Source organism: Methylocystis sp. JR02 (genome assembly GCF_030063565.1).
In the GTDB taxonomy this organism is placed as follows: Bacteria; Pseudomonadota; Alphaproteobacteria; order Rhizobiales; family Beijerinckiaceae; genus Methylocystis; species Methylocystis iwaonis.
The window spans coordinates 626018-648603 of the sequence record NZ_JASIRC010000001.1; the positions used below are offsets into that span (position 1 = coordinate 626018).

Sequence of the window (22586 nt, forward strand, 5' to 3'; positions counted from 1 at the left end):
ACATGGCCGCTCGCGCGACTCGCACCGAGAAAATCGACATCCGCCTGACGGCGGCGGCGAAGCAGGCGCTGCGCGAGGCTGCCGACGCCAGCCACAAGACCGTCAGCGACTTCGTGCTGGAGAGCGCCCTCCTCAAGGCGGACGAAGTGCTGGCGGAACGCCGGGTGATCAAGCTCGGGGCGACGGATTGGGAGGCCTTCCAGGCTGCTCTCGATGCGCCGCCCAAACCGACCGCGCGGTTGGCGCGCCTCGTTAGCCAAAAAACCATTCTCGATTGAGCGCCGGCGCCCCCACGCCGAAGCCGCAAACCGCCAAGCTGCGCCGCACGCACGCCGTAGAGTCCTTCGATTGTGGGTCCGAGCCGCTCGACATCTTCTTGAAACGCTACGCCTTGGCCAGCCAGACGTCCGGGGGAGCGCAGACCTATGTCGCCGAGGTTGGCGACGCCGTGGCGGGCTATTTCAGCCTTACGGTCGGGCAGGTCGAATACGCCGACGCGCATGAGCGGCTGGCAAAAGGGCTTGCGCGGCATCCGGTTCCGGTCATGATCCTCGCGCGGCTGGCGGTCGACACAGGATGGCAGGGCAAGGGGCTCGGCCCAGCCCTTCTACGAGACGCTCTCAGGCGTACCGCTCAGGCCGCGGAAATTGCTGGGATTCGGGCGCTGATCGTCCATGCGAAGGACGAGCGGGCAAAGCAGTTCTATCAGCACTTCAACTTCGAGGAGTCCCCGAACGAGCCACGATATCTCTTCCTTCTGATGAAGCAGATCAAGCGTTTGTTCGGCGATTAGGCCGGTGCGGCCGTCGGGATCGCTTCAAAAACATATTTCGGCTGCAAAGAATCACAAAAATCCCCGATCGGCATGCATTCGCGGCGCGGCGCGTTAACGCTTCGTTGCCCCCTCCTGGGATAATTTGACGAAATGTGCTCGTTGAATAGTTCCGTATTGCGTATCACCGCGCTTGCTTGCGTTGCGGCCGGCGCGGCGACTCTCGCCGGCTGTGGCAGCAGCTATGATCCCGGCCATGCAAAGCGGCCGCGTTTTGCGACCAGCGCCCCCCTCCTGAACGCCAAGCGGGACCCGACCTTCCTCGCCTATGCGGTGCCGGAATCGGACCTTCACCTCTTCCCCGCGACGCGCAGCGCCGAATTCGCCGTCCATGGAATCGACGTGTCCAAATATCAGGGCGACATCGACTGGGAGCAGGTGAAGGAGTCGGGGGTCGCATTCGCCTTCATCAAGGCGACCGAGGGCGGCGACAAGGCCGATTCGAAGTTCCAATATAATTGGGCGGCCGCCAAGGCCGCCGGCGTGCCGCGCGGGGCTTATCACTTCGTCTATTGGTGCCGCCCGCCGCATGAGGAAATCGCTAATTTCGCCTCGGTCGTGCCTAACGACCCTGACGCGCTGCCGCCCGTGCTCGACGTCGAGCCGACGCCGGAGTCCAAGAGCTGCAAGCGCACCCTTTATCGCGAGGAGGCGATCCGCGACATGCGGGTCATGCTGGAGGCGATGGAGCGCCACTACGGCAAGAAGCCGATCATCTATTCCTCGGTCGACTTCTACCAGGCGATTCTCCAGCCCGACGCGCTGTCGGAATATCCGATCTGGGTGCGCTCGACGAAATACCACCCCAAGGTGCGCTACGGCGACCGCAAATGGACCTTCTGGCAATATCGCTCGGACGGCCGCGTGCCCGGAATCGTCGGCGCCGTGGACCAGAACACCTTCAACGGCTCCCATGAGCATTGGCGCGGCTGGCTCTCCTCGACGACCGGCATAAAGGCCGCGCCCGTAGCGGCGGCGGCGCCTAAGCCGATCGTGGACGAGCGCGCCGCCAATAAGCTCATCGAGGACGATCCGGCGATGCTCAAGGGCGTCGAGAAGGGCGCCTATGAGAAAGACGCGCCGGCGCAGGGCGCGCCGATTCCGCCCGCCGGGATTGAGGGTCAGCCCGACAAGGGGTGATTCCAGGGCTCCGAATTCGGGTTGACGAGCAGATGTGTCCCCGCGTCATGGCCGCGCTTGTCGCGGCCATCCACGCCGCGCCGACCCGGAAAGCTGAGAACATGATCGGACCAACGCGCTTCTTCTCCCCGCGTGTCGTAATGTCCCGGCGTGGATGCCCGCGACAAGCGCGGGCATGACGCGGCTGCGTAGGGTTTGTTAACCCGGATGCGGAGCCCTGGGGGTGACCCGAGAAGGCTGCTGCTGAGGCCTTTCGGGGCTGATGGGGGTAGCCACGGGGCATGTTTTCGAGTATACGCCCGGCACCAGTTTCCGCCGCGCGGCGCGCAACGCCCGCGGCCTTCGCTGTTTAGAGAGACAAGAAAATGGCCGTTCCGAAGAGAAAAACCTCCCCGATGAAGCGGGGCTTCCGCCGTTCCGCCGATGCGCTGAAGGCTCCGACCTATGTCGAGGACAAGGATTCGGGCGAGCTGCGCCGTCCGCACCATATCGATCTGAAGACCGGCATGTATCGCGGCCGTCAGGTGCTCAAGGTCAAGTCGGCCGAGGAATAAGCGGGCTTTCGGGCCCTCTTGTCCTTAAAACGAAAAACCCCTCGTGCTTCGAGACGCCTGCTTTGCAGGCTCCTCAGCATGAGGGGTTTTTCGTTTCTGGCTCCTATCAGCCCTCACCCCCTGAGGAGCGCCCGCAGGGCGCGTCTCGAAGGGCGAGGGCGGATTCCCGTCAGTTAACAGCCCGTTGACGAAGTCGCGTCTGACTGATTCCGTTTCCAAGTGAGATTCGGCCGAGGTTGGTTCGATGGCGATGCGGCGTGAGACGGGGACGCAGGAAGATCTGGTTGTCGGCTGGGCGGATCTGCCGCGCTCTCCGGGGCACGCATTTTACGACGAGCTTCAGAAGGTTCTACTGGACGCGGGCTTCGACGTTTTCGTCGAGAACGCCTGCAAGCCCTACTACGCGGCGAAGATGGGCGCGCCCTCGTTGCCACCAGGGCGCTATTTCCGCATGCACATGGTGGGCTACTTCGAAGGGCTCGACAGCGAACGCGGCATCGTATGGCGCTGCGCGGATTCCTTTTCGTTGCGGGATTTCTTGCGGCTATCGACGCGCGAGAAAGTCCCGGATCATTCATGGCTGTCGAAGACGCGCTCGCGTCTGCCGCATGAGGTTCACGAGAAGGTATTCGGTTTCATCTTGAAGCTCGTCGCCGAGCGCGGCCTCGTGAAGGGCGAGCGCATCGGCGTCGACGGCTCGACCATGGAGGCGAACGCGGCGCTGCGCAGCATCGTGCGGCGCGACAATGGCGAGACCTATCGCGCAATGCTCGAGGGCATGGCGAAGGAAAGCGGGATCGCGACGCCGAACGCCGAGGATTTGGCGCGTTTCGACCGTAAGCGCAAAGGCAAGAAGCTCTCGAACGACGATTGGACGAGCGCCACGGACGCCGAGGCGAAGATCGCGCGGATGAAGGACGGAACGACGCATCTCGCCTACAAGCCGGAACATGCGGTCGACCTCGACACAGGCGTGATCGTCGCCGCGCCGATCCACGAGGCGGACAAGGGCGATACGACGACGCTTGGCGACACGCTGGAGACGGCGAAGGCCAATCTCTCGGCTGTCGGCCTCGCGCCGACGCCGGACGATCCTTGCGAAATCATCGCGGACAAAGGCTATCATTCGCGCGAGGTTTTGAAAGGCCTTGACGACGGCGAGTGGAAGAGCCGGATCAGCGAGCCTTTGCCGGCGAAGGGCTATTTGCGCTGGCATGGAGACGAAGAAGCGCGCGACGCCGTTTACGCCAACCGCGCACGGCTGAAATCGGGCGTTGGACGCGCCGCCATGCGCAAGCGCGGTGAGCTGGTCGAACGCAGCTTCGCCCATGTGCTGGATGGCGGCGGCATGCGCCGGGCTTGGCTTCGCGGTCGCGAGAACATCGCCAAGCGCTATCTGATCCACGTCGCAGGCTTCAATCTTGGCGTCCTGATGCGCGCCCTCGTCGGCTGCGGGACGCCAAGAGAACGCGCCGAGGCGGCCAGAAACGCCTTTTTGTTCGTTATTCGGACAGATAGCGCCACGGGCATCGTCATCATCGCCGACATCGGCGGCGCGCCGGCCTTGCTCGCCGTCATCGCCGCTCCGGAACCCGATTAATCAAGCTGCGACTTCGTCACCGCGCTGTTAAACCCGTTTCATCTGCGCTGTCCCGAGCAGCGGCAGCAGAATCGCGCGCGGCGAGAGGCGGGCGCTCCAGACCATGAACTTGTTCATGGTCCCCGGGACGACGACGCGCCTTCCGGCCATCAGCCCCTCATAGCCCTGGCGCGCGACTTCCTCCGCCGGCACCAGCGCCGGCTTCATCGCGCTCATCAGCCCGTCGTAGCTCATGCCGGCGCGGGCCTGGAAGCCGGTCAGCACCGGGCCGGGGCAGAGGCAGGACACTTTCACGCCGGCCGGCTTCAGCTCGTATGAGATCGCCTCGCTGAAAGAGCGCACGAAGGCCTTGGTGGCGTAATAGACAGCAAAGCCCGGCCCCGGCATGAAGGAGGCGACCGAGGCGACATTCATGACGCCGCCCTTGGTCTGCGTCAGCGAGGGCAGGAAGCGCAGCGTCAGAGCGGTCAGCGCGCGGATATTGAGGTCGATCATGGCGAGCTGCTCGGCCTGATCGAGATCGGCGATGGCGCCGATAAGGCCAAAGCCGGCGTTGTTGACGAGATATTGCGGCGCGAGCCCGGCCTCAGTGAGCCGCGCGGCGAGCGTCTGCGCGGCGCCTTCGGCGAGGAGGTCCAGCTCGACCACGATCGGGCGCTTGTGGCCCTTGGCGGCGATGTCGTCGGCCAGCGCCGCCAGCCGGTCGCCGCGCCGGGCGACAATCGCCACCTCATGGCCTTTTGCGGCGAAGACGCGGGCAAGCTCGGCGCCGATTCCCTCCGACGCGCCGGTGACGACGGCCGCCGGACGGGCATTCGAAAATTGCGTCATGAAACGTCACTCCTTGGGGCGGGACCAGGGGCCGTCCAGCGGCGGCGGGTTCTCCAGCGCCTCGCGCGCCTCACGACGCAGCTCGACGCGCTCCCGCGTCGAGACGCCGAGAAGCTCGGCGACGCGCCAGACCACGTTTTCCTCGAATTCATGCACCGTGCCGTCGGCATGGGCCATGTCCCACATCATGCCGATCACCTGCTTGCGGCCGTCTTCGTCGAGCCGCCGCTTGAGCACGCTGGTGAAATGATAAAGATCGACGGCCTCGCGCTCGTTCTGGCAAGCCTGCTGGATGAGGGCGCGGGCCTCGTCCGGCGGAAGCCCGAAGCGCGTCTCGACGAGGAGCTGGATGCGCGCCTTCTCGTTGTCGTCGAAGTCGCCGTCGATCGAGGCGATATTGACGAGCAGGGCGGCGGCCGCGAGCTGGTAATCGGCCGCCTCGACGGGTTTGGGCGCGTTGGCGTCGCCGGTGAGTTCGGTGATGAAGGATCTGAGCGCGTCTAACATGGTGAGCCAAGCCGAAAGGATGGGGTTGCGTTGCTATAGAGCAGGGGCGCGCGCAAGGGTAGGGCAAGCGTGTTGGGCGAGCGTGAGGCGCCCGCGCCCCTTGATCGGACTCCGAAATATATCTCGAACTATTTACGACATTTTAGGCTTTGGTCTCAGAATATCTTGACGTCGGCGGAGCCGGCTTTCGCGGGCATGACGCCGGCGCGCTTGTTCCCTTCACCCCCGTTTTTCCATGGTTCACTCGCGCCCACGCGCGAGCGCAATCACGTACGCTCTCCAGGAGGCCATATGCGTTTAACGATATCCAAGCTGTTTTCGTTGAGCGCATGTCTGATACTTGCGGGCTTCGCGGTCTCATTGCTCGCCAGCAGCGTCGCGCTTCATCGCCTGGAGATCGGCGGGCCCGCTTATGAAAAGATCGTCGCCGGCAAGGATCTCGTGGCGGATATTCTGCCGCCGCCCGCTTATGTGATCGAATCTTATCTCGAAGCGCATCTTGCCTTGCGCGAGCCCAAGGAAATGCAGGCGCATCTCGAGCGCGTTCAGCAATTGAAGTCCGACTATTCCGCGCGGCGCGAATTCTGGCGAAGGTCCGAGGTGCTCCCCGCAGAGCTGAAGGCGCTTGTCGCGCGCTCGGACGACGACGTTCAGAAATTCTGGCGCACGATCGAGACGTCTTTGCCCGCCGCGCTGAAATCCGGCGATTCGACGCAGATTTCCCGCGCCATGGCGGAGCTCACCAGCGCCTATAACGCGCACCGCGCCGTCGTCGATGAAATGGTGGTGAAGGCCAACGAGTTCTCGTCGCAGGCCGAGGCCAATGCCGCCTTTGAGGCGAAACTCTTCCTCTCGCTGATGTTCGGTCTGGCCGCGCTCGTCTTCGTGAGCATGTGGGCGGTCATCCGCTATCTGCGGCGCAGATCATGCGAGCCGCTCGGCGCGCTCGCCGCCTATCTCGAGCAATTGACCGAGGGACGCTACGGCGAAAGCGTGCCTTACACGAACAATTCAGACGAGATCGGCGGGGTCGCCCGCGCGGTCGATCTGTTCCGTGAGACCTTGATCGAGCGCGAACAAAGCCGGTTGCGCGCGGCGGAAGACGAGCATCGCCATCGCGAAGAGCGCCGCCTGGCCGAGGAACGGGCGATCCTAGCCGAGCGGGAGCTGGTTTCCGCCTCCATCGGCGCCGGTCTTTCGGAGTTGTCCGCCAAGAACCTCGACTATCGTATGGATCGCGATTTGCCGGAGGCCTACGCCCGGCTGCAGCTCGACTTCAACGCCGCCATCGAGCAGCTCGAAAACGCCGTCGCTGTCGTGAAATCCGGCGTCGGCGCGATTACGCCCGGCGCGGAATCGATCGCCTCGGCCGCCGAGGAACTCTCCGGGCAGGCCCAGCAGCAAGCCGAGGGCCTGGAGCGCGCCTCCTCGGCCTTGCATGAGATCACCGAGAGCGCGCGGCACATCGCCGTTGGCGCCGGGGAGGCGAACAAGATCGTCGGCGCGACGCGGACGGAGGCGGAGGAAAGCGGCGCCGTGGTCCGCCGCGCCGTGGAGGCGATCAATCTCATCGAGAAATCCTCGCAGAGCATCGGGCAGATCATTGCGGTCGTCGACGAGATCGCTTTCCAGACCAATCTCCTCGCGCTGAACGCCGGGGTGGAGGCGGCGCGCGCGGGCGAGGCGGGCCGCGGCTTCGCCGTGGTCGCGTCGGAGGTGCGCGCTTTGGCGCAGCGCTCGGCCGAGGCCGCGAAGGAGATCAAGACCCTGATTTCCGCTTCTTCCACGGAGGTTGCGCAGGGCGTGGAGCTCGTGGGCCTCGCCGGCACTGCGCTGGGGAAAATCGTCACGAATGTGTTCAATCTGGAACGGGCCGTCGCGGATATCGCCTCCAGCGCCCGCGAGCAGGCCGCGGGCCTCACGGATGTGAATTCCGTCGTCTCGCAGATCGACCGGAACACGCAAAAGAACGCGCAAATGGCGGAGGAGATGACTGTCGCCTCCCGTGCGCTTCAGGAGGAGACGAGCAATCTCGCCCTCACTGTGAGGGATTTCCGGCTGACGCAGGATGCGCTGGCGTCCGTCCGGGCGGTGGCCAAGCCGGCGGCGGCTCCCGTCGTCGCCATGAAATCCGTCGGCAGGGGCGGCGCGGCCCTCGCGCCGCAACAGGACGATTGGGACGAGTTTTAATTGCCGGGTTAAAGGGGCGGCGCCAAGCCGCCTCTACTGCCGACACTCCGTCGTCGCGATGGCGCGGCGCCTTTCCCTAGGCGCCGGATCGTCCGTTTCTTTGATCGCTGTTCGGCGCCTCCCACGCGCCGCGTGCGCTCTGCGCCCTATGGAACCAGACGCCGGTCCAGCTCGTTAACAAGCATCTCAGTCCAAGCTCGGTCGATTATCGAGCAGAGGCGCGCATGCCCTGGGTCCATAAAATCCACACCGCCTCCATCAAGCGCCGGGGTCTTTTGCCCTGGGCGGTCGCCTTGCTGTTGTTTGCGGCGAGTCTTGCGGCGCGGATTCTCCTCGAGCCGGTTCTGGCAGGGATGAAATTTCTGACCTTTCATCCGGCTATCGTCGCCGCGACGCTTCTCTGCGGCTGGCTCCAGGGAGTCTTCGTCCTTTCCCTCTCGGCTCTCGCCGCCTGGTATTTGTTTCTGGAGCCGGCGAGTTCTTTCCAATTGACGGACAGCCCCAGCGTCGGCGCGCTTGTCGCCTTCCTGCTCGTCGGCGGCTTCAATATCGTTCTGGTGGCGGCCCTGCGGGAGACGATCAGGCGCGTGGAATTGGCGAAGGCGGTTCAGGAGACGCTTTTCCGCGAGCTGCAGCACCGCGTCGCCAATAATTTGCAGCTCGTCGTGGCGCTGCTGCGCAACGCCCAGCGCAATTTGCGGAACCCTGTGGTCGCGGCGGAGACCCTCAGCGACGCCGAGTCGCGCATCCTTGCAATGTCCGAGTTGCACCGCCGCCTTCATGACGGATTAGCTTATGTGAATGGGCTCGAGCCGTTGCTAAGGGAAATGCTTGGCCATGCCTTCCACGATTTGCCCGTCAAAGTCACGGTGGATGTCAGCGGCGCCGCCGACCTCTCGATTGATCAGATGACCGCTATGACGCTCCTTGTGAACGAGGCGGCGCTCAACGCCGCAAAGCATGTGTTCTCCAAAGGATTGGGAACGCGCTTCGACGTCGCCCTGTCGAAGAACGAGAAGGGACACCTCCATCTCGTCATCAAAGACGATGGGCCGGGAATGGCTGGCGCCCAAGAGACGGAGTCGAGCTCCCTCGGGATGGGCATTATGGAGGCTTTCGCGACCCAGCTCGGCGGCTCGCTTGAAGTCGCCCCCGGCGCGGGCACGGCGTTGAGCGTCGAATTCGCGCATGAGTGATCGCGCCGCGTAAATCTTCGGGCCTCTGCCGTAATTTTTCCTAGTGGGAACTACCTAAATTTCCGTGCGTTCGGGAGGCTCAGGGAGTCTCCTAAAATGCTGCCCGACAATGACAATTCCGATCAGGCGCAAGACGAGCTTATGATCCAGCAGGAACTCGCTAAGGCGATGCGTCTGTCCCTGGCGGCTGTGGCGAATGAGCCGCTGTCCGTGGCGATCGTTCGGCTGTTGATGCAATTGGCCTTGAAGGAGTTCTTACGAAACTCGGGCGGGGATGAGCGCGCGCTCCAGCGGCGTGAGGGCATTGAATAGGGAGTGACGGTCATCACATAAACAAATCTTTATATCTTTATTGCCTTCACCTTCCGCCTTTGCTATAGGCGCTCAACGCCGGGGCGCCGGCCTTCGCGAGTAGAGGATTCGCATGACCGCTCATTTCAATGACTACGCCGTCACCGACATTTCGCTGGCCGATTGGGGCCGCAAGGAAATCAACATCGCCGAGACCGAAATGCCGGGCCTGATGGCGACGCGCGCCGAATATGGCGCGTCGCAGCCGCTGAAGGGCGCCCGCATCGCCGGCTCGCTGCATATGACCATTCAGACGGCCGTGCTGATCGAGACGCTGAAGGCGCTCGGCGCCGACGTGCGCTGGGCCTCCTGCAACATTTATTCGACGCAGGACCACGCCGCCGCCGCCATCGCCGCCACCGGCACGCCGGTCTTCGCGCGCAAGGGCGAGAGCCTCGAAGACTATTGGGACTACACCCACAAGATCTTCGAATGGGCCGACGGCGGCTGCCCGAACATGATCCTGGACGACGGCGGCGACGCCACGCTCCTCATCCATCTCGGCCTGCGCGCCGAGGGCGGCGACACGGCTTTCCTCGACAAGGCGACCAATGAAGAAGAGGAAGTCCTCTTCGCCGCCATCAAGAAGCGCCTGAAGGCCAATCCGGGCTGGTACAAGCGCAACGCCGAGACGATCAAGGGCGTCACCGAAGAGACGACCACGGGCGTGCATCGCCTCTATGTCATGCACAAGGAGGGCAAGCTCCTCTGGCCGGCGATCAACGTCAACGACTCCGTCACCAAGTCGAAGTTCGACAATCTCTACGGCTGCCGCGAGTCGCTCGTCGACGGCATCCGCCGCGGCACCGACGTGATGATGGCCGGCAAAGTCGCTTGCGTCGCGGGCTTCGGCGATGTGGGCAAGGGCTCGGCGGCTTCGCTGCGCAACGCCGGTTGCCGCGTGCTCGTGACCGAAATCGATCCGATCTGCGCCCTGCAGGCGGCGATGGAAGGCTATGAGGTCACGACGATGGAAGACGCGGCGCCGCGCGCCGACCTCTTCTGCACGGCGACGGGCAATGTCGACGTCATCACCATCGAGCACATGCGCGCCATGAAGGACCGCGCCATCGTCTGCAACATCGGCCACTTCGACTCCGAGATCCAGGTCGCCGGCCTGCGCAATCTCAAGTGGCACAATGTGAAGCCGCAGGTCGATGAGATCGAGTTCCAGGACGGCAAGCGCATCATCCTGCTGTCGGAAGGCCGCCTCGTGAACCTCGGCAACGCGACGGGCCATCCGTCCTTCGTGATGTCCGCGTCCTTCACCAACCAGACGCTGGCGCAGATCGAGCTCTACACGAAGCAGGGTCAGTATCCGACGGGCGTCTACACGCTGCCCAAGCATCTCGACGAGAAGGTCGCGGCCCTCCACCTCGACAAGATCGGCGTGAAGCTCACCAAGATGACCGATCAGCAGGCGACCTATCTCAACCTGCCGGTGAACGGCCCGTTCAAGCCGGATCACTACCGCTACTGAGCCCGGCGTTTACGGGCGGGGTTTGGCCAGAAACCCCTCCCGGCCCGCCGTCAGCTTTCGGTTTCCCATGCCTTGCGGCCCCCTCCATGGAGCGGGGCCGCATTTTTTAGTCAATTTCTAATAGAAATCGGATTCCGTTTTGGCCCATCGCGTTTTAGATTGAGGCGATTCGTATCGAGCGTCGTCGGCGCAGTGTAACAGCCGGGCCGAATGTGTTGCCGCCCTCACCCCGGGGGCGATGGGAGTCCGCGCGCGCGTCCTGGCGGGAAATTGCGCAATCTGTGCGGTCCCGCGGCGTTGATGTGATGAGCACCCCGATGATCTCTTGGAGCTTGGTCTCATGACGCCAGAGCTGGTTTGCGCGCGAAAGGAATCCTGTCCTTCATGACGCGGCGCCGCCAAACGAATTCTCAGAAGCTTCAATATGCCGGGGCAGGTGGTTTGCGTTGCGCTGTTGCGAATGGCGCAACGGCGCTCGCCGCGCTTTTCGCGACGCCGGCGCTCGCGCAGGCGCTCGTTGCGGATATTCCTTTCGACTCGAATGTCGTCAGTTTCGCCCTCAGCGGCGGGCTCGCCCTGTTTTCCGCCGTGGTGGCCATCGCCCATATCGGCGAGCGTAACGGCTGGCGCCGGCGCGAGACCGAGCTGCTGGAGGAGCTCGAAGACGCGCGCGCGCGGCTCGATCGCATAAAGACCTTCATGGCGAGCGAGCCGCAGGTCTTCATCGCCTGGACGACCCCGGACAGCGAGCCCGACGTCAGCGCGTCGACGCTGCTCCCATCCGATGCGGCGATTTCGCCGCGGCGCATCCTCGCCTTCGGGAGCTGGCTGGCTCCGAAGGGCGCGCAAGACCTCGAAGCCGCCGTCGAGCGCCTCCGCAACAGCGGCGAGTCCTTCCGTCTGCAGCTCGCGGGCGCGGTCGGCCGGCATTTCGATGCAGACGGCCGCGCGGTCGGCGGCAGCGCCGTATTGCGCATTCGCGAAGTCTCGGGCGACCGGCTGGAGCTCATCGGCCTGCGCGAGCGCTACGCCGAAACGCAAAAGGAGCTTTCCGGCCTGCATGCGCTGTTGGAAGCCTCGCCGACCCCCGTCTGGGCGCGCGACGCCGACGGCCGGCTCGCTTTCGTCAACAGCGCTTACGCATCCGCCGTCGAGGCGAAAGATCCCGCCGACGCCATTGCGCGCGGCCTGGAGCTTTTGGATCAGTCGGCCCGATCGGAAGCCGCGAAGGCGATCGCCAAGGGCGTGGCGTGGCGCGCGCGCGTGCCGGCGGTCGTTGCGGGCGCCCGTCATATGCTCGATGTGACGCAGGCGGCGGGGCCCATGGCGGCGTCGATCGCCATAGACCAGCACGAGGTGGAGACGGTGCGCGCCGATCTCCAGCAGCAGATGCAATCGCATGTGCGCACGCTCGATCAATTGCCGACGGCGGTCGCGATCTTCGATCGCGGGCGGCGGCTCGTCTATCACAATGACGCCTACGCCAAGCTCTGGCAGCTCGAACCGCGCTTCCTCGACCACAAGCCGACCGACGGCGAAATTCTCGATCGCCTGCGCGCCGGCGAGCGCATGCCGGTCGAATCCGACTATAAGGCCTGGAAGGAGCGGCTGTTCGAAGCCTATCGTTCTCCGGAGCCCGTTCGCCACACCTGGCATCTGCCGGACGGGCGCATCCTCGAGGTTGTCGCCCATCCCAACACGCAGGGCGGCGTCACTTACCTCTACGACGACACAACCAAAGCCTATGATCTCGAAACGCGTTTCAACGCGCTCAATCGCACGCAAAGCGAGACGCTGGAGACGCTGCACGAGGGAGTCGCGGTGTTCGGCGCCGATGGACGGCTGAGCTTCTGCAACCCGGCCTTCGCGGAACTCTGGCGGCTCGATCCCGACGTGCTCGCCAAAAAGCCACGCTTCGAGGCGATCGTGACGCAGTGCAAGACGCTGCACGATAATGACGACACCTGGGCGGCGCTGAAGGGCTTTGTGACGAGCTTCAACGATATGCGCGAAGGCTTCACGCGGCGCATCGAGCGCAGCGACGGCATGGTGCTGGATTGCACGGCGCAATCTCTGCTCGAAGGCGCGGCGCTCTTGACCTTCGTCGATGTGACGGCCGATGTGAACGTCGAGCGCGCGCTCACCGACCGCAACGCTGCGCTGATCGCGGCCGAGAAGCTGCGCAACGACTTCATCCACCACGTCAGCTATGAGTTGCGGTCGCCGCTCAACAACATCAACGGATTCGTGCATCTTCTCGGCGAAGAGTCGACCGGACCGCTCAATCCGCGCCAGATGGAATATCTGGGCTATGTCAGCAAATCGTCGGCGGCGCTGCTCGCGATCATCGACGATATTCTCGATCTCGCCACCATCGACGAAGACGCGATGGAGCTGGAGCTCTCCGACGTCGATGTGCGCGCGACGATGGGCGCCGCCATCGAAGGCGTTCAGGATCGCCTTGCCGAGAACTCGATCGACGTGCAAATCATCGCCATGGACGACATCGGGACGTTCCGCGGCGACGCCAAGCGCGTGCGGCAGGTGCTCTTCAATCTGCTGTCCAACGCCATCGGCTTCTCTCGCCCTGGCCAGACCGTGACGCTCGCCGCCCTGCGCCGCGGCGATGAGGTCGTGTTCAAGGTGACCGACCACGGCCGCGGCATTCCGGCGGAGGTTCTGGAGCGCGTCTTCGAGCGTTTCGAGTCGCATACCGCCGGCTCGCGCCACCGCGGCGTCGGTCTCGGCCTCTCCATCGTGCGCGCTTTCGTGGAGCTTCACGGCGGGAAAGTGTTCATCGACACGGCGCCGGGCGAGGGGACGACCGTCACTTGCGTCTTTCCGGCCCTTGCGGCCGAAGAAGAAGCGCGGTTGATCGCGCATGAAGGAGGCGCCGAGTGACGGACGAAGCCGTAGGGAAAACCGTCTGGCGCGTGGAAGTCAGAGACGAGGCGGCGACGGCCGCCCTCGCGCAGGATCTCGCCTCGCTGCTCGAAAACGGCGATACGGTAACGCTCGCCGGCGACCTCGGCGCCGGCAAGACGACCTTCGCCCGCGCGCTCATCCGCAAGCTGATGGACGATCCGGCGGTCGAGGCGCCAAGCCCGACCTTCACGCTCATGCAGGTCTACGAGAGCGACGAGATTCGCATCGTTCACGCCGATTTCTACCGCATCGACTCGTCGTCCGAGCTTTCCGGCCTGGGCTGGGAAGAAGCGGTGGAGGACGCCATCGTCCTCGTGGAATGGGCCGAGCGTGCGCCGGAGGTTCTTCCGCCGGACCGCCTCGACGTGCGCCTGAGCTTCGCTGACATCGATAATCGCGACGCGCGGCGCGTCACCATCTCCGGCCATGGCGCCTTCGCGCAACGGCTTGGCTCCTTCAAGGCGCTGCGCGAGTTTCTGCGCCGCGAGGGGTGGAGCGACGCCAAACGCAGCTTCCTGATGGGCGACGCCTCGACGCGCGCCTATGAGACTTTGGAAAGGCCGGACGGCCAGCGGGCGATCCTGATGATCTCGCCGCCGCGCCCCGACGGCCCGCCGATCCGCTACGGCAAATCCTACAGCGCCATCGCGCGGCTCGCCGAGAATGTGAAGCCATTCGTGGCCATTGCGAATGGGCTTCGCGCGCATGGCCTCTCGGCGCCGGAAATCTTTGGCCAGGACATCGCCGCCGGTCTGCTCATCGTCGAAGACCTCGGCCGCGAAGGCGTCGTCGACGAGAACGGGCCGATCCACGAACGCTATCTCGAAGCGGCCGGCGCGCTCGCCCATCTTCATTCGCAGAAGCTGCCGGATACGCTGCCGGTCGATGGCGCGGGCAATTATCACATTCCGCCCTATGACATGGATGCGCTGCTGGTCGAGGTCGATCTGCTGCTCGAATGGTATGTCGCGCGTAAAAAAGCGAGCGTCGCCTCCGGCGCGCGCGCCATCTTCGCTAATCTCTGGCGTCAGGCGCTGCTGGAAATCGCCAGCGCCCAGCCGACATGGACGCTGCGCGATTATCATTCGCCCAATCTCATCTGGCTCGAGGGCCGCGAGGGGATCAAGCGCGTCGGCGTCATCGACTTCCAGGATTGCGTGCTCGGCCACCCTGCTTACGATATGGCCTCCCTTGGCCAGGACGCGCGCGTGACTGTGCCGGACCAGCTCGAGGTGAAGCTCCTCGCCCATTACGCCAAACTGCGGCGCGATGCGGATGAGAGCTTCGACATGGCGGCCTTCGCCAAGGCCTATATGACGCTCGCCGCGCAGCGCGCGACCAAAGTGCTCGGCATCTTCGCGCGCCTCAACCAGCGCGACGGCAAGCCGCAATATCTGGCGCATATGCCGCGGGTGGAAGCCTATCTGAAGAAGAGCTTGCGACACCCGGCTCTGGCTGAGATAAACGCCTGGTATGAAGCCAATCTGCCAGGACTCTTCAGTGACGGCTGAGCGCCTCGCCATGCCGAAGACCGCCATGGTCTTCGCGGCGGGACTCGGCACGCGCATGCGGCCTCTCACCGATAAGACGCCCAAACCGCTGGTGACGGTCGCCGGCCGCACGCTGATCGACCGCGCGCTGGATGATTTCGCGCGCGCAGGCGTCGAGACGGCGATCGTGAATGTGCATCATCTCGCCGATCAGATCGAAACGCATCTCGCCGATCGCCGCGAGCCGCGCATCGTGATCTCCGACGAACGCGCTGTGCTGCTCGATCAGGGCGGCGGCATCAAGAAGGTTCTGCCGCTCATCGGCGACGACCCCTTCTTCATCTGCAACACCGACGCTTTCTGGTTCGGCGCGCCGCAATCCAATCTCCTCGCGCTCGCGCAAGCGTGGAACGCCGATGAAATGGACGCCGCGCTGCTGCTTGCGCCGACGCAGGGCAGCGTCGGCGTCGATTGGGATGGCGACTTCGATCTTTCTCACGAAGGCCGCATCATCCGCCGCGCCGGGCCCAAGCCCTATGTCTATTCCGGCGTTGGCCTGATCAAGCCGCAGCTTTTCGCGCAAGAGTCCAGCGACGTCTTCAAGCTTGCGCCGTTCTTTTTTTCGGCGGCCGAAAGAGGGCGCCTTTTCGGCGTCGTCTCCACGGGACTCTGGCTTCACGTCGGCACGGTCGCGGCGATCGCCGAGGCTGAGAAAGCGATCCACGCGCAAGGGAGATAAGTTTGGGCGTCAGGCGCAACGTCTTCACCATTGCGCCGGGCGCGCCGTTTCTCGAAACCTTCGTCGAGGCCTTTCTTGCAGGCGAGATCGTCTCCGGGCTTTCGCGCGAGACGCCGCCGCTCGCCATGGCGCGAACGACGATCTATGTGCCGACGCAACGCGCGGCGCGTGCCCTTCGCACGCAATTCGCCCGCGCCTTCGACAAAGGCGCAACGCTCTTGCCGCGCATCTTGCCGCTCGGCGGATTGGAGGAGCGCGAGACAACCGCGCTCTTTGGCGATTTCTCGGATGATTTCGACGCCGCCGCGCTGCCGCAAATCGAGGAGCTGGAGCGGCGTCTTCTGCTGGCGCAGCTCATCGTGAAATGGTCCGAGGCGGTCGGCGCCGCCATCGTTTCAGCGGATGGGCAGGGCGACTTCATCTACGACGAAAGCGAGCCTTTCCTCGTCGCCTCCTCGCCCGCCGGCGCCTATGCGCTTGCAGCGGACCTCAGCGCGCTGATCGACGAATTCATCATCGAGGACATTCCTGCTGACGCCATAGATCGAGCAATCGACGACAGCGCCTTCGATCCCTATTGGTCGATCACCACGACCTTCCTGCGCATCGCCTTGCAGCAATGGCCGCAGATGCTGCAGGAGATGGGCCGCATCGACGCCTCGGCGCGTCAGAAGCGCCTGATCGAAGCGCAGATCGCGAAGCTCTCGGAAAGCCAGGATCACGCGCCGGTGATCGCCATCGGTTCGACCGGCGCGCAGCCGACGACGGCGCGACTGCTCTCCGCCATCGCCGCGCGCGACAATGGCGCCGTGGTGTTGCCGGGCCTCGGTCTCGACATGAGCGACGCCGCCTGGGCGCAAGTGGGGGAGGGCGACGGCGAGCCTGCGTTCACCCATCCGCAGACCATGCTGAAGCGCCTGCTCGGCGTGATGCAATTGACGCGCGAAGACGTGCGCGAGCTATCGACATCCGATATGCGCGCCGAGCGGCGCCGGCTCGTCTCGCAAGCGATGTTGCCGGCGGATGCGACGGCCGTGTGGCGCGATTTCCGAAGCGCTCACAGCGCGAGTTTCGATGCCGCGCTCGACGGCGTCGCCCTGCTGGAAGCGCCCGACGAGCAGGCCGAGGCGCTCGCGCTTGCGTTGTTCCTGCGCGAGGCGCTGGAGACGCCCGGCCAAACCGCCGCCCTCGTTACGCCCGACCGCACAATCGCGCGGCGCGTCGCCGCCGAGTTGCGGCGCTTCGAGATCGAGATCGACGATTCCGGCGGCGCGTCGCTCGCCTCGACGCAAGCGGGCGCGCTGGCGCGGGAGCTGGCCGGGATCGGCGCGACGGGGCTCGACGCCATCGCCATCGCGTCGCTGCTTGCGCATCCGCTCACGCGTCTTGGTCACACGCGGGAAGAGATTGCGGCGCTGGCGCCGCTCGTCGAGATCGGCGCGCTGCGGGGTTTGCCGGCAAGCGCGGCTGGTTATGCGCAACGGGCGGCGGAAGCGCAGCGGGCGGCGGGCGATTGGCGCGCGCATCCTGCGGCGCGCCGCATCGACGCCGCACAATGGGGGCAGATCGAGTCGCTTTTGCGAGATATGGAAGCAGCCTTGGCGCCGCTTCTCTCCTTGCGCGACGCACAGGATTTGCGGGCTTTCGCGCGCGCGCATCGCGCGGCCTTCGAGGCGATCGCCCAAGGGGCTGAAGAGACCGATGACGAAGGCGCGGTAGCGCTCTTCGATCTTTTCGAGCGACTCGCGCGCGCCGATGCGCCATCGGGCTTCACCGCATCGGCCTATGCGGCGCTCTTCGATCGCATTGTGTTCGAAACAACTTTGCGAGGGCCGCGGCGCGCGCATCCGCGCCTGAAAATTCTCGGTCCTCTCGAAGCGCGCCTCATCGAGGCGGACCTCATGCTGCTCGCGGGACTGGACGAAAGCATTTGGCCGCCGCAGACGGAAACGGGCGCCTTTCTGAATCGTTCGATGCGCGCGCAGCTCGGGCTCTCGCCGCCCGAACGACGTATCGGACAGAGCGCGCATGACTTCATGATGGGACTCGGCGCGAAACGCGTCGTGCTCAGCCGCGCCGCCAAACGCGATGGCTCGCCGACGGTCGCATCTCGCTTTCTCACACGCCTCGAAGCGCTCGCCGGGGAAGCCATCGACGCTTGCCGCGAGCGCGGCGCAAAAATGCTCGCCATCGCAACCGCGCTCGATCAGCCAGGCGCCGATGAAACAACGACGCTGTCGCGGCCGGCGCCATGCCCGCCCATCGACTTGCGTCCAGAGAGCCTCAGCGTCACGCGCATCGAAGTCTTGCGGCGCGACCCTTACGCAATCTTCGCCGAGCATATTCTGAAGTTGAAGCCGCTCGATCCGCTAGGCGTCGAACTCGGCCCGCGCGAGATCGGCACGGCGGTTCATGACTCGCTCGAAACCTTCGTGAAGAGTCACCCGAGCGGTCCTCTGCCGCCGACGGCGCGCGAGGAGCTTCAGGAGATCGCACGCGCGTGTTTGAAGGAATTCCTTTCCGATCCGGCCTTCGAGACCTTTGTCTGGCCGAGGCTCATGGCCGGGCTCGATCACGCCCTCGACTTCGAAACGCAAAGGCGCGAGGAAGGTGGCGTCATCTTCATAGAGAAATCGGCGTCTTGGGCGATTCCGCTGATCGACGGCTCGAGTTTCACGCTGACGGCGAAGGCGGACCGCATCGAGATCGGGCCCGATAAGAGAGCCTGCGTCTTTGACTACAAGACTGGCAAGCCGCCGAGCATGAAGCAGGTGCAGGCGGGTTTCGCGCCGCAGCTCACCCTCGAAGCGGCGATGGTTGAGGCGGGCGCGTTCAAGGAGATTGGCGCGCATGTCGTCTCTGGCGCCGCTTATGTGGGGTTGAAGGACGGTGGTAAGACGCAGTTTTTGAAATTCGACGGCGCCTCATTCGAAGAGGTGGTAGCGAAGCACGCGCAAGAACTCGTGAAGATGCTCTCGCAATATCGCAACCCCGAGACGCCCTATCCGTCGCGCCCCTTTGTGGCGCTCGTTGCGCATGAAGGCGATTATGATCATCTCGCGCGCGTGAAGGAATGGTCGCGCGGCGGCGGAGAGGGCGCATGAGCGACCGCATCTTCGTCTCGATGACTGTTCGCGCCCAGCATAAGGCCTCCGATCCGCGCGTGTCGGCATGGGTGTCGGCGCATGCGGGCTCCGGCAAGACCTATGTGCTCACGCAACGCGTGTTGCGTTTGCTGCTCGAAGGCGTGCGCCCTTCGCAGATCCTGTGCCTGACCTTCACCAAGGCCGCTGCCGCCAATATGTCGACGCGTATTTTCGACAGGCTGGCGCAATGGGCCTTGCTGGACGACGATGCGCTCGCCAGGGAAATCGAGGAGATGGGCGCGGGCGCGCCGACGCGCGCGCAGCTCGATTTCGCGCGCCGCCTGTTCGCGCGCGCGGTGGAGACGCCGGGTGGCCTGAAAATCCAGACGATCCACGCTTTCTGCGAAAAGCTGCTGCATATTTTTCCACTAGAGGCGAATGCCCCGGCGGGCTTCAGCGTGCTCGACGACATGGCGCGCGCTGAACTCTTGCAGACCTCGAAGCTGCGCGCGATCCAAGAAGCGATGCGGAGTGCGGGCGAGTTGCACGACGCGTTGACGCTCGTCGCGCAGGAGACGACGGAGAATGGCTTCGACGATCTCTGCAACGAGCTGCTCACCAAGCGCGACGCGCTGGCGCAGGCTTTCGATCGAGAAGACTATGCGCGTCGCTTGCGGAGCCGCCTCGGTCTCAAAGAGGACGAGACGCTTGCGCAAATCGAAGCGGAGATGGTCGAGGGCTTTGAGACATGGCCCGAGCTATTGGCGTTGCTGCAACTCGGTTCGGCCAACGACAAGAAGCTCGCCGAACATCTCAAGCGAGCGATGGCGCCAGCGCCGCTAGCCGAGCGCGCCGATAGTTACGTCTCTGTCTTCTACACCGACAAGGGAACGCCGCGCGGCGGCGAAAAAACAAAGATCATCACGAGCGGATTGCAAAAACGCGCGCCGGGCCTGCTGGAACGATTGGAGGAGGAGCGCGACCGGCTGGGGCCGCTCATCGAGAAACGCAAAGCGGCGGCTGTGGTCGAGCGCTCCCTGGCGCTCGCGCTCCTCGGCGACGCGATCATCGCCGAATATGAGCGCTCGAAGCGCTACCGCAATCTCCTCGATTACGACGATCTCATCGAAAGGGCGCGCCGCCTGCTCAATCGCTCCAATCCGTCATGGGTGCTCTACAAGCTCGACTCGCAAATCGATCACATCCTGCTCGACGAGGCGCAGGATACGAGCGCGCGGCAATGGGACATTCTCACCGCGATCGCCAAGGAATTTTGCGCGGGCGTCGGCGCGAGGCGCTTGGCCCGAAGCTTCTTCGCCGTCGGCGACGACAAGCAGTCGATCTTCTCCTTCCAGGGCGCGGCGCCGGAGAAATTCGACGCCATGCGGCGCAGCTTCGAGCGTGGCTTTCTCGCTGTCGAACAGCGTTTCGAATATGTGCGGCTCGTTGAATCCTTCCGCTCGGCGCCAGGCGTCCTCGCCGCCGTCGACGACGTGTTCAACTTTGCGGATAATGACGTCGGCTTAACTTGCGACTCCGATCCGAACAAGCCGCCACTTAAACATGAGGCGGCGAAAAGCCACCTTCCGGCGCTTGTCGAGATTTGGAAGCCGATCGGCCCATCCGGCAAGGAGGAGCCCGAGGACTGGCGCCTGCCGCTCGATTACGCCACATCGAGCGATCCGCCCGAACGTCTCGCGCGCAGAATCGCGAAAAAAATTCGCGCTCTTTTGGCGCCCGAGAGCGGCGAGTGCGTGCACGAGAACAAGACGGCGCGGCGCGTCGAGCCGCGCGATATTCTCATCGTCGTGCGCAAGCGCGGCGCTTTCTTCGAAGCGCTGATCCGTGCGCTGAAGTCGGAGAATGTTCCTGTCGCCGGCGCCGACAGGCTGGATCTCGGCGCCCATATCGCCGTGAACGACCTCGTCGCTTTGGGGCGCGTCGTGCTGCTCCCGCAGGACGATCTCACGCTCGCGACGCTTTTGAAGTCGCCGATCTTCGGCTTTGATGACGACGATCTCATCAAGCTCGCGCCGCCCAGGCCCGCTTCGCTCTTTGATGCGCTTGCGCAAGCCGAAGACGAACGCTATCGCGCCGCCGCGCGCTTGATAGAGAGCTGGCGGCGTGACGCCTTCGCGCTGGCGCCGTTTGAATTTTACGCGAAGATACTCGGGCCGGGCGAGGGGCGGCGCCGTGTCGTCGCGCGTCTGGGGCCCGAAGCTAATGACGCGATCGACGAATTTCTGCGGCTCGCGCTGTCATTCGAGCGTGAAGAGTCGCCCTCGCTCGTCGGCTTTCTGGCGATGGTGGAGAGGCTCGATCTCTCCATCAAGCGCGACATGGAGGCGGCAGGCGCCGCCGTGCGCGTGATGACCGCCCATGCGGCGAAGGGGCTCGAAGCAAAGATCGTGTTTCTGCCCGACACCTGCGGCGCCCCATCGGGAAAACACGATCCCAAACTCTTCACGCTCGGCGACGAAGACGCGCTCTCGCTCGTCTGGTCGCGCGGCAAGGACAGCGACCCTGCCGCCATTACCGCCGCGCGCGAGGCGCATCGCGAGGCCGAACGCGCGGAGCATCGGCGCTTGCTTTACGTCGCCATGACGCGCGCCGAGGAGCGGCTCTATATTGCGGGATACCACGGCGAGAAGGGGCCCGCCGATGGCTGCTGGCACAAGATGATCGTCGACGCCTTGAAGGAAAGCTGCAAAGAACGCGACGATCCCGACGCGCCCGATGGATACATTCTGAGTCGTGGCGACGTTCCGTTGCGCCACGATCTTGCGTGCGGCGACGCGGTCTCCAGCAGCGTCGAAATTCCATCCTTTGCGCGCGCGCCCGCGCCGCGTGAGAGCGCGCCCATGCCGCCTTTGCGGCCGTCGAGCGCATTGGCAGGCGCCGATGCGCTTGGCGATCTCCATGGCGCGGCGCCCAGGAAGAGCGACGCCGCGCGCATTTTGATCGGGCGTCTGACGCATGCTTTGCTGCAGCATCTTCCCGAGTGTCCGCCGCCGCGTCGCGAAGAGGCCGCCAAGCGCTTCGTCGACCTGCGCGGCGCAACGCTCGACGACGCCACGCGCGCACAGATCGTCGAGGCTTCGATGGCAGTGGTTTCAGATCCGCGGCTCGCGCAGCTCTTCGGGCCGCGCTCGGCCGCCGAGGTCGACATCGTCTCCGCGCTTGCGGAAGGGCATGTCGTATCGGGCCGCATCGACCGGCTTGCCGAGACGGACGATGAATTGCTGATCGCCGATTTCAAGACGAGCCGCCCGCGCGAGGCGCTCGACGCAACTCAGCTTCGTCAGCTCGCGCTCTACAGGGCGGCGCTCGCGCCGCTTTATCCGCAAAAGAAGGCGCGCTGCTTTATTGTTTGGACCGAGACTGCGTCTGTCGTGGAAGCGGATGACGCGGCGCTCGATGCGGCGTTGGCGCTGGCCCTGAAGAACGGTTGAGCTGCGGCAAACGACGCGTCCCGTTTTCGTTTTGGCGCCTGTCATTCCCGACGCTCGCGTAGCGAGCGATCGTGAATCCAGAGCAAAACCAGCGCCGTCATTGCGAGCGAAGCGAAGCAATCCAGAGCCCCGCCTCGGCCCTGGATTGCTTCGTCGCTTCGCTCCTCGCAATGACGATGGGGGCCGGATTCCCGGTCGGGCTTTCAGCCCGCC

At 64.5% G+C, this 22586-nt stretch carries 16 protein-coding genes; 14 read left to right on the forward strand and 2 right to left on the reverse strand.

Annotated elements, in window-relative coordinates; genetic code table 11:
• The first annotated feature begins 2 nt into the window (after positions 1–2).
• The 5 genes from QNA11_RS02850 (at position 3) to QNA11_RS02870 (ending at position 4126) form a co-directional block, all read left to right on the forward strand.
• Positions 3–278 (forward strand): type II toxin-antitoxin system TacA family antitoxin, encoded by a 276-nt coding sequence (locus tag QNA11_RS02850; protein WP_283481900.1) that lies wholly within the window; start codon positions 3–5, stop codon positions 276–278.
• Positions 275–793, forward strand: a complete 519-nt coding sequence (locus tag QNA11_RS02855; RefSeq protein WP_283481901.1) for a GNAT family N-acetyltransferase — start codon at positions 275–277, stop codon at positions 791–793. The genes QNA11_RS02850 and QNA11_RS02855 overlap by 4 nt, the downstream gene beginning before the upstream one ends.
• A gap of 132 nt (positions 794–925) precedes the next feature.
• Positions 926–1972: a glycoside hydrolase family 25 protein gene (locus QNA11_RS02860; RefSeq protein ID WP_283481902.1), complete on the forward strand. Its 1047-nt coding sequence runs from the start codon at positions 926–928 to the stop codon at positions 1970–1972.
• A gap of 365 nt (positions 1973–2337) precedes the next feature.
• Complete coding sequence (rpmF, locus tag QNA11_RS02865) at positions 2338–2526, forward strand: 50S ribosomal protein L32 (protein WP_016919986.1); 189 nt, start codon at positions 2338–2340, stop codon at positions 2524–2526.
• Between the two features lie 244 nt (positions 2527–2770).
• A complete protein-coding gene (locus QNA11_RS02870) occupies positions 2771–4126 on the forward strand; it encodes a transposase (RefSeq protein ID WP_283481505.1) in 1356 nt (451 codons plus the stop codon).
• 27 nt (positions 4127–4153) lie between these two features.
• Here the strand turns inward: QNA11_RS02870 and QNA11_RS02875 are convergent, their stop codons facing one another.
• Positions 4154–4957, reverse strand: a complete 804-nt coding sequence (locus tag QNA11_RS02875; RefSeq protein WP_283481903.1) for an SDR family NAD(P)-dependent oxidoreductase — start codon at positions 4955–4957, stop codon at positions 4154–4156.
• Positions 4958–4963: 6 nt separating this feature from the next.
• The gene (locus QNA11_RS02880) at positions 4964–5464 is read right to left on the reverse strand and encodes a tellurite resistance TerB family protein (RefSeq protein ID WP_202073423.1); all 501 of its coding nucleotides are present in this window, start codon (positions 5462–5464) and stop codon (positions 4964–4966) included.
• Between the two features lie 291 nt (positions 5465–5755).
• On the opposite strand from QNA11_RS02880, the gene QNA11_RS02885 reads away from it, so the two are divergent.
• The 9 genes from QNA11_RS02885 to addA all read left to right on the forward strand — a co-directional run bounded on the left by QNA11_RS02885 (position 5756) and on the right by addA (position 22373).
• Positions 5756–7654, forward strand: coding sequence for a methyl-accepting chemotaxis protein (locus QNA11_RS02885; RefSeq protein ID WP_283481904.1), 1899 nt, complete (start codon positions 5756–5758; stop codon positions 7652–7654).
• A 224-nt stretch (positions 7655–7878) separates the two neighbouring features.
• Positions 7879–8850, forward strand: coding sequence for a DUF4118 domain-containing protein (locus QNA11_RS02890; protein WP_246744906.1), 972 nt, complete (start codon positions 7879–7881; stop codon positions 8848–8850).
• 96 nt (positions 8851–8946) lie between these two features.
• The gene (locus QNA11_RS02895; RefSeq protein WP_281928138.1) at positions 8947–9162 is read left to right on the forward strand and encodes a hypothetical protein; all 216 of its coding nucleotides are present in this window, start codon (positions 8947–8949) and stop codon (positions 9160–9162) included.
• 112 nt (positions 9163–9274) lie between these two features.
• Complete coding sequence (ahcY, locus tag QNA11_RS02900; RefSeq protein ID WP_283481905.1) at positions 9275–10681, forward strand: adenosylhomocysteinase; 1407 nt, start codon at positions 9275–9277, stop codon at positions 10679–10681.
• Between the two features lie 384 nt (positions 10682–11065).
• Positions 11066–13582 (forward strand): PAS domain-containing sensor histidine kinase, encoded by a 2517-nt coding sequence (locus tag QNA11_RS02905; RefSeq protein WP_283481906.1) that lies wholly within the window; start codon positions 11066–11068, stop codon positions 13580–13582.
• The gene (tsaE, locus tag QNA11_RS02910; protein ID WP_283481907.1) at positions 13579–15117 is read left to right on the forward strand and encodes a tRNA (adenosine(37)-N6)-threonylcarbamoyltransferase complex ATPase subunit type 1 TsaE; all 1539 of its coding nucleotides are present in this window, start codon (positions 13579–13581) and stop codon (positions 15115–15117) included. Before QNA11_RS02905 ends, tsaE begins: the two co-directional genes overlap by 4 nt.
• 25 nt (positions 15118–15142) lie before the next feature.
• Positions 15143–15835 carry a nucleotidyltransferase family protein gene (locus QNA11_RS02915; RefSeq protein WP_283484151.1) on the forward strand — a complete coding sequence of 231 codons (693 nt, stop codon included), beginning with the start codon at positions 15143–15145 and terminating at the stop codon, positions 15833–15835.
• 2 nt (positions 15836–15837) lie between these two features.
• Positions 15838–18939 carry a double-strand break repair protein AddB gene (gene addB, locus QNA11_RS02920; RefSeq protein ID WP_283481908.1) on the forward strand — a complete coding sequence of 1034 codons (3102 nt, stop codon included), beginning with the start codon at positions 15838–15840 and terminating at the stop codon, positions 18937–18939.
• Positions 18936–22373 (forward strand): double-strand break repair helicase AddA, encoded by a 3438-nt coding sequence (addA, locus tag QNA11_RS02925; RefSeq protein ID WP_283481909.1) that lies wholly within the window; start codon positions 18936–18938, stop codon positions 22371–22373. Before addB ends, addA begins: the two co-directional genes overlap by 4 nt.
• The last annotated feature ends 213 nt before the right edge of the window (positions 22374–22586 follow it).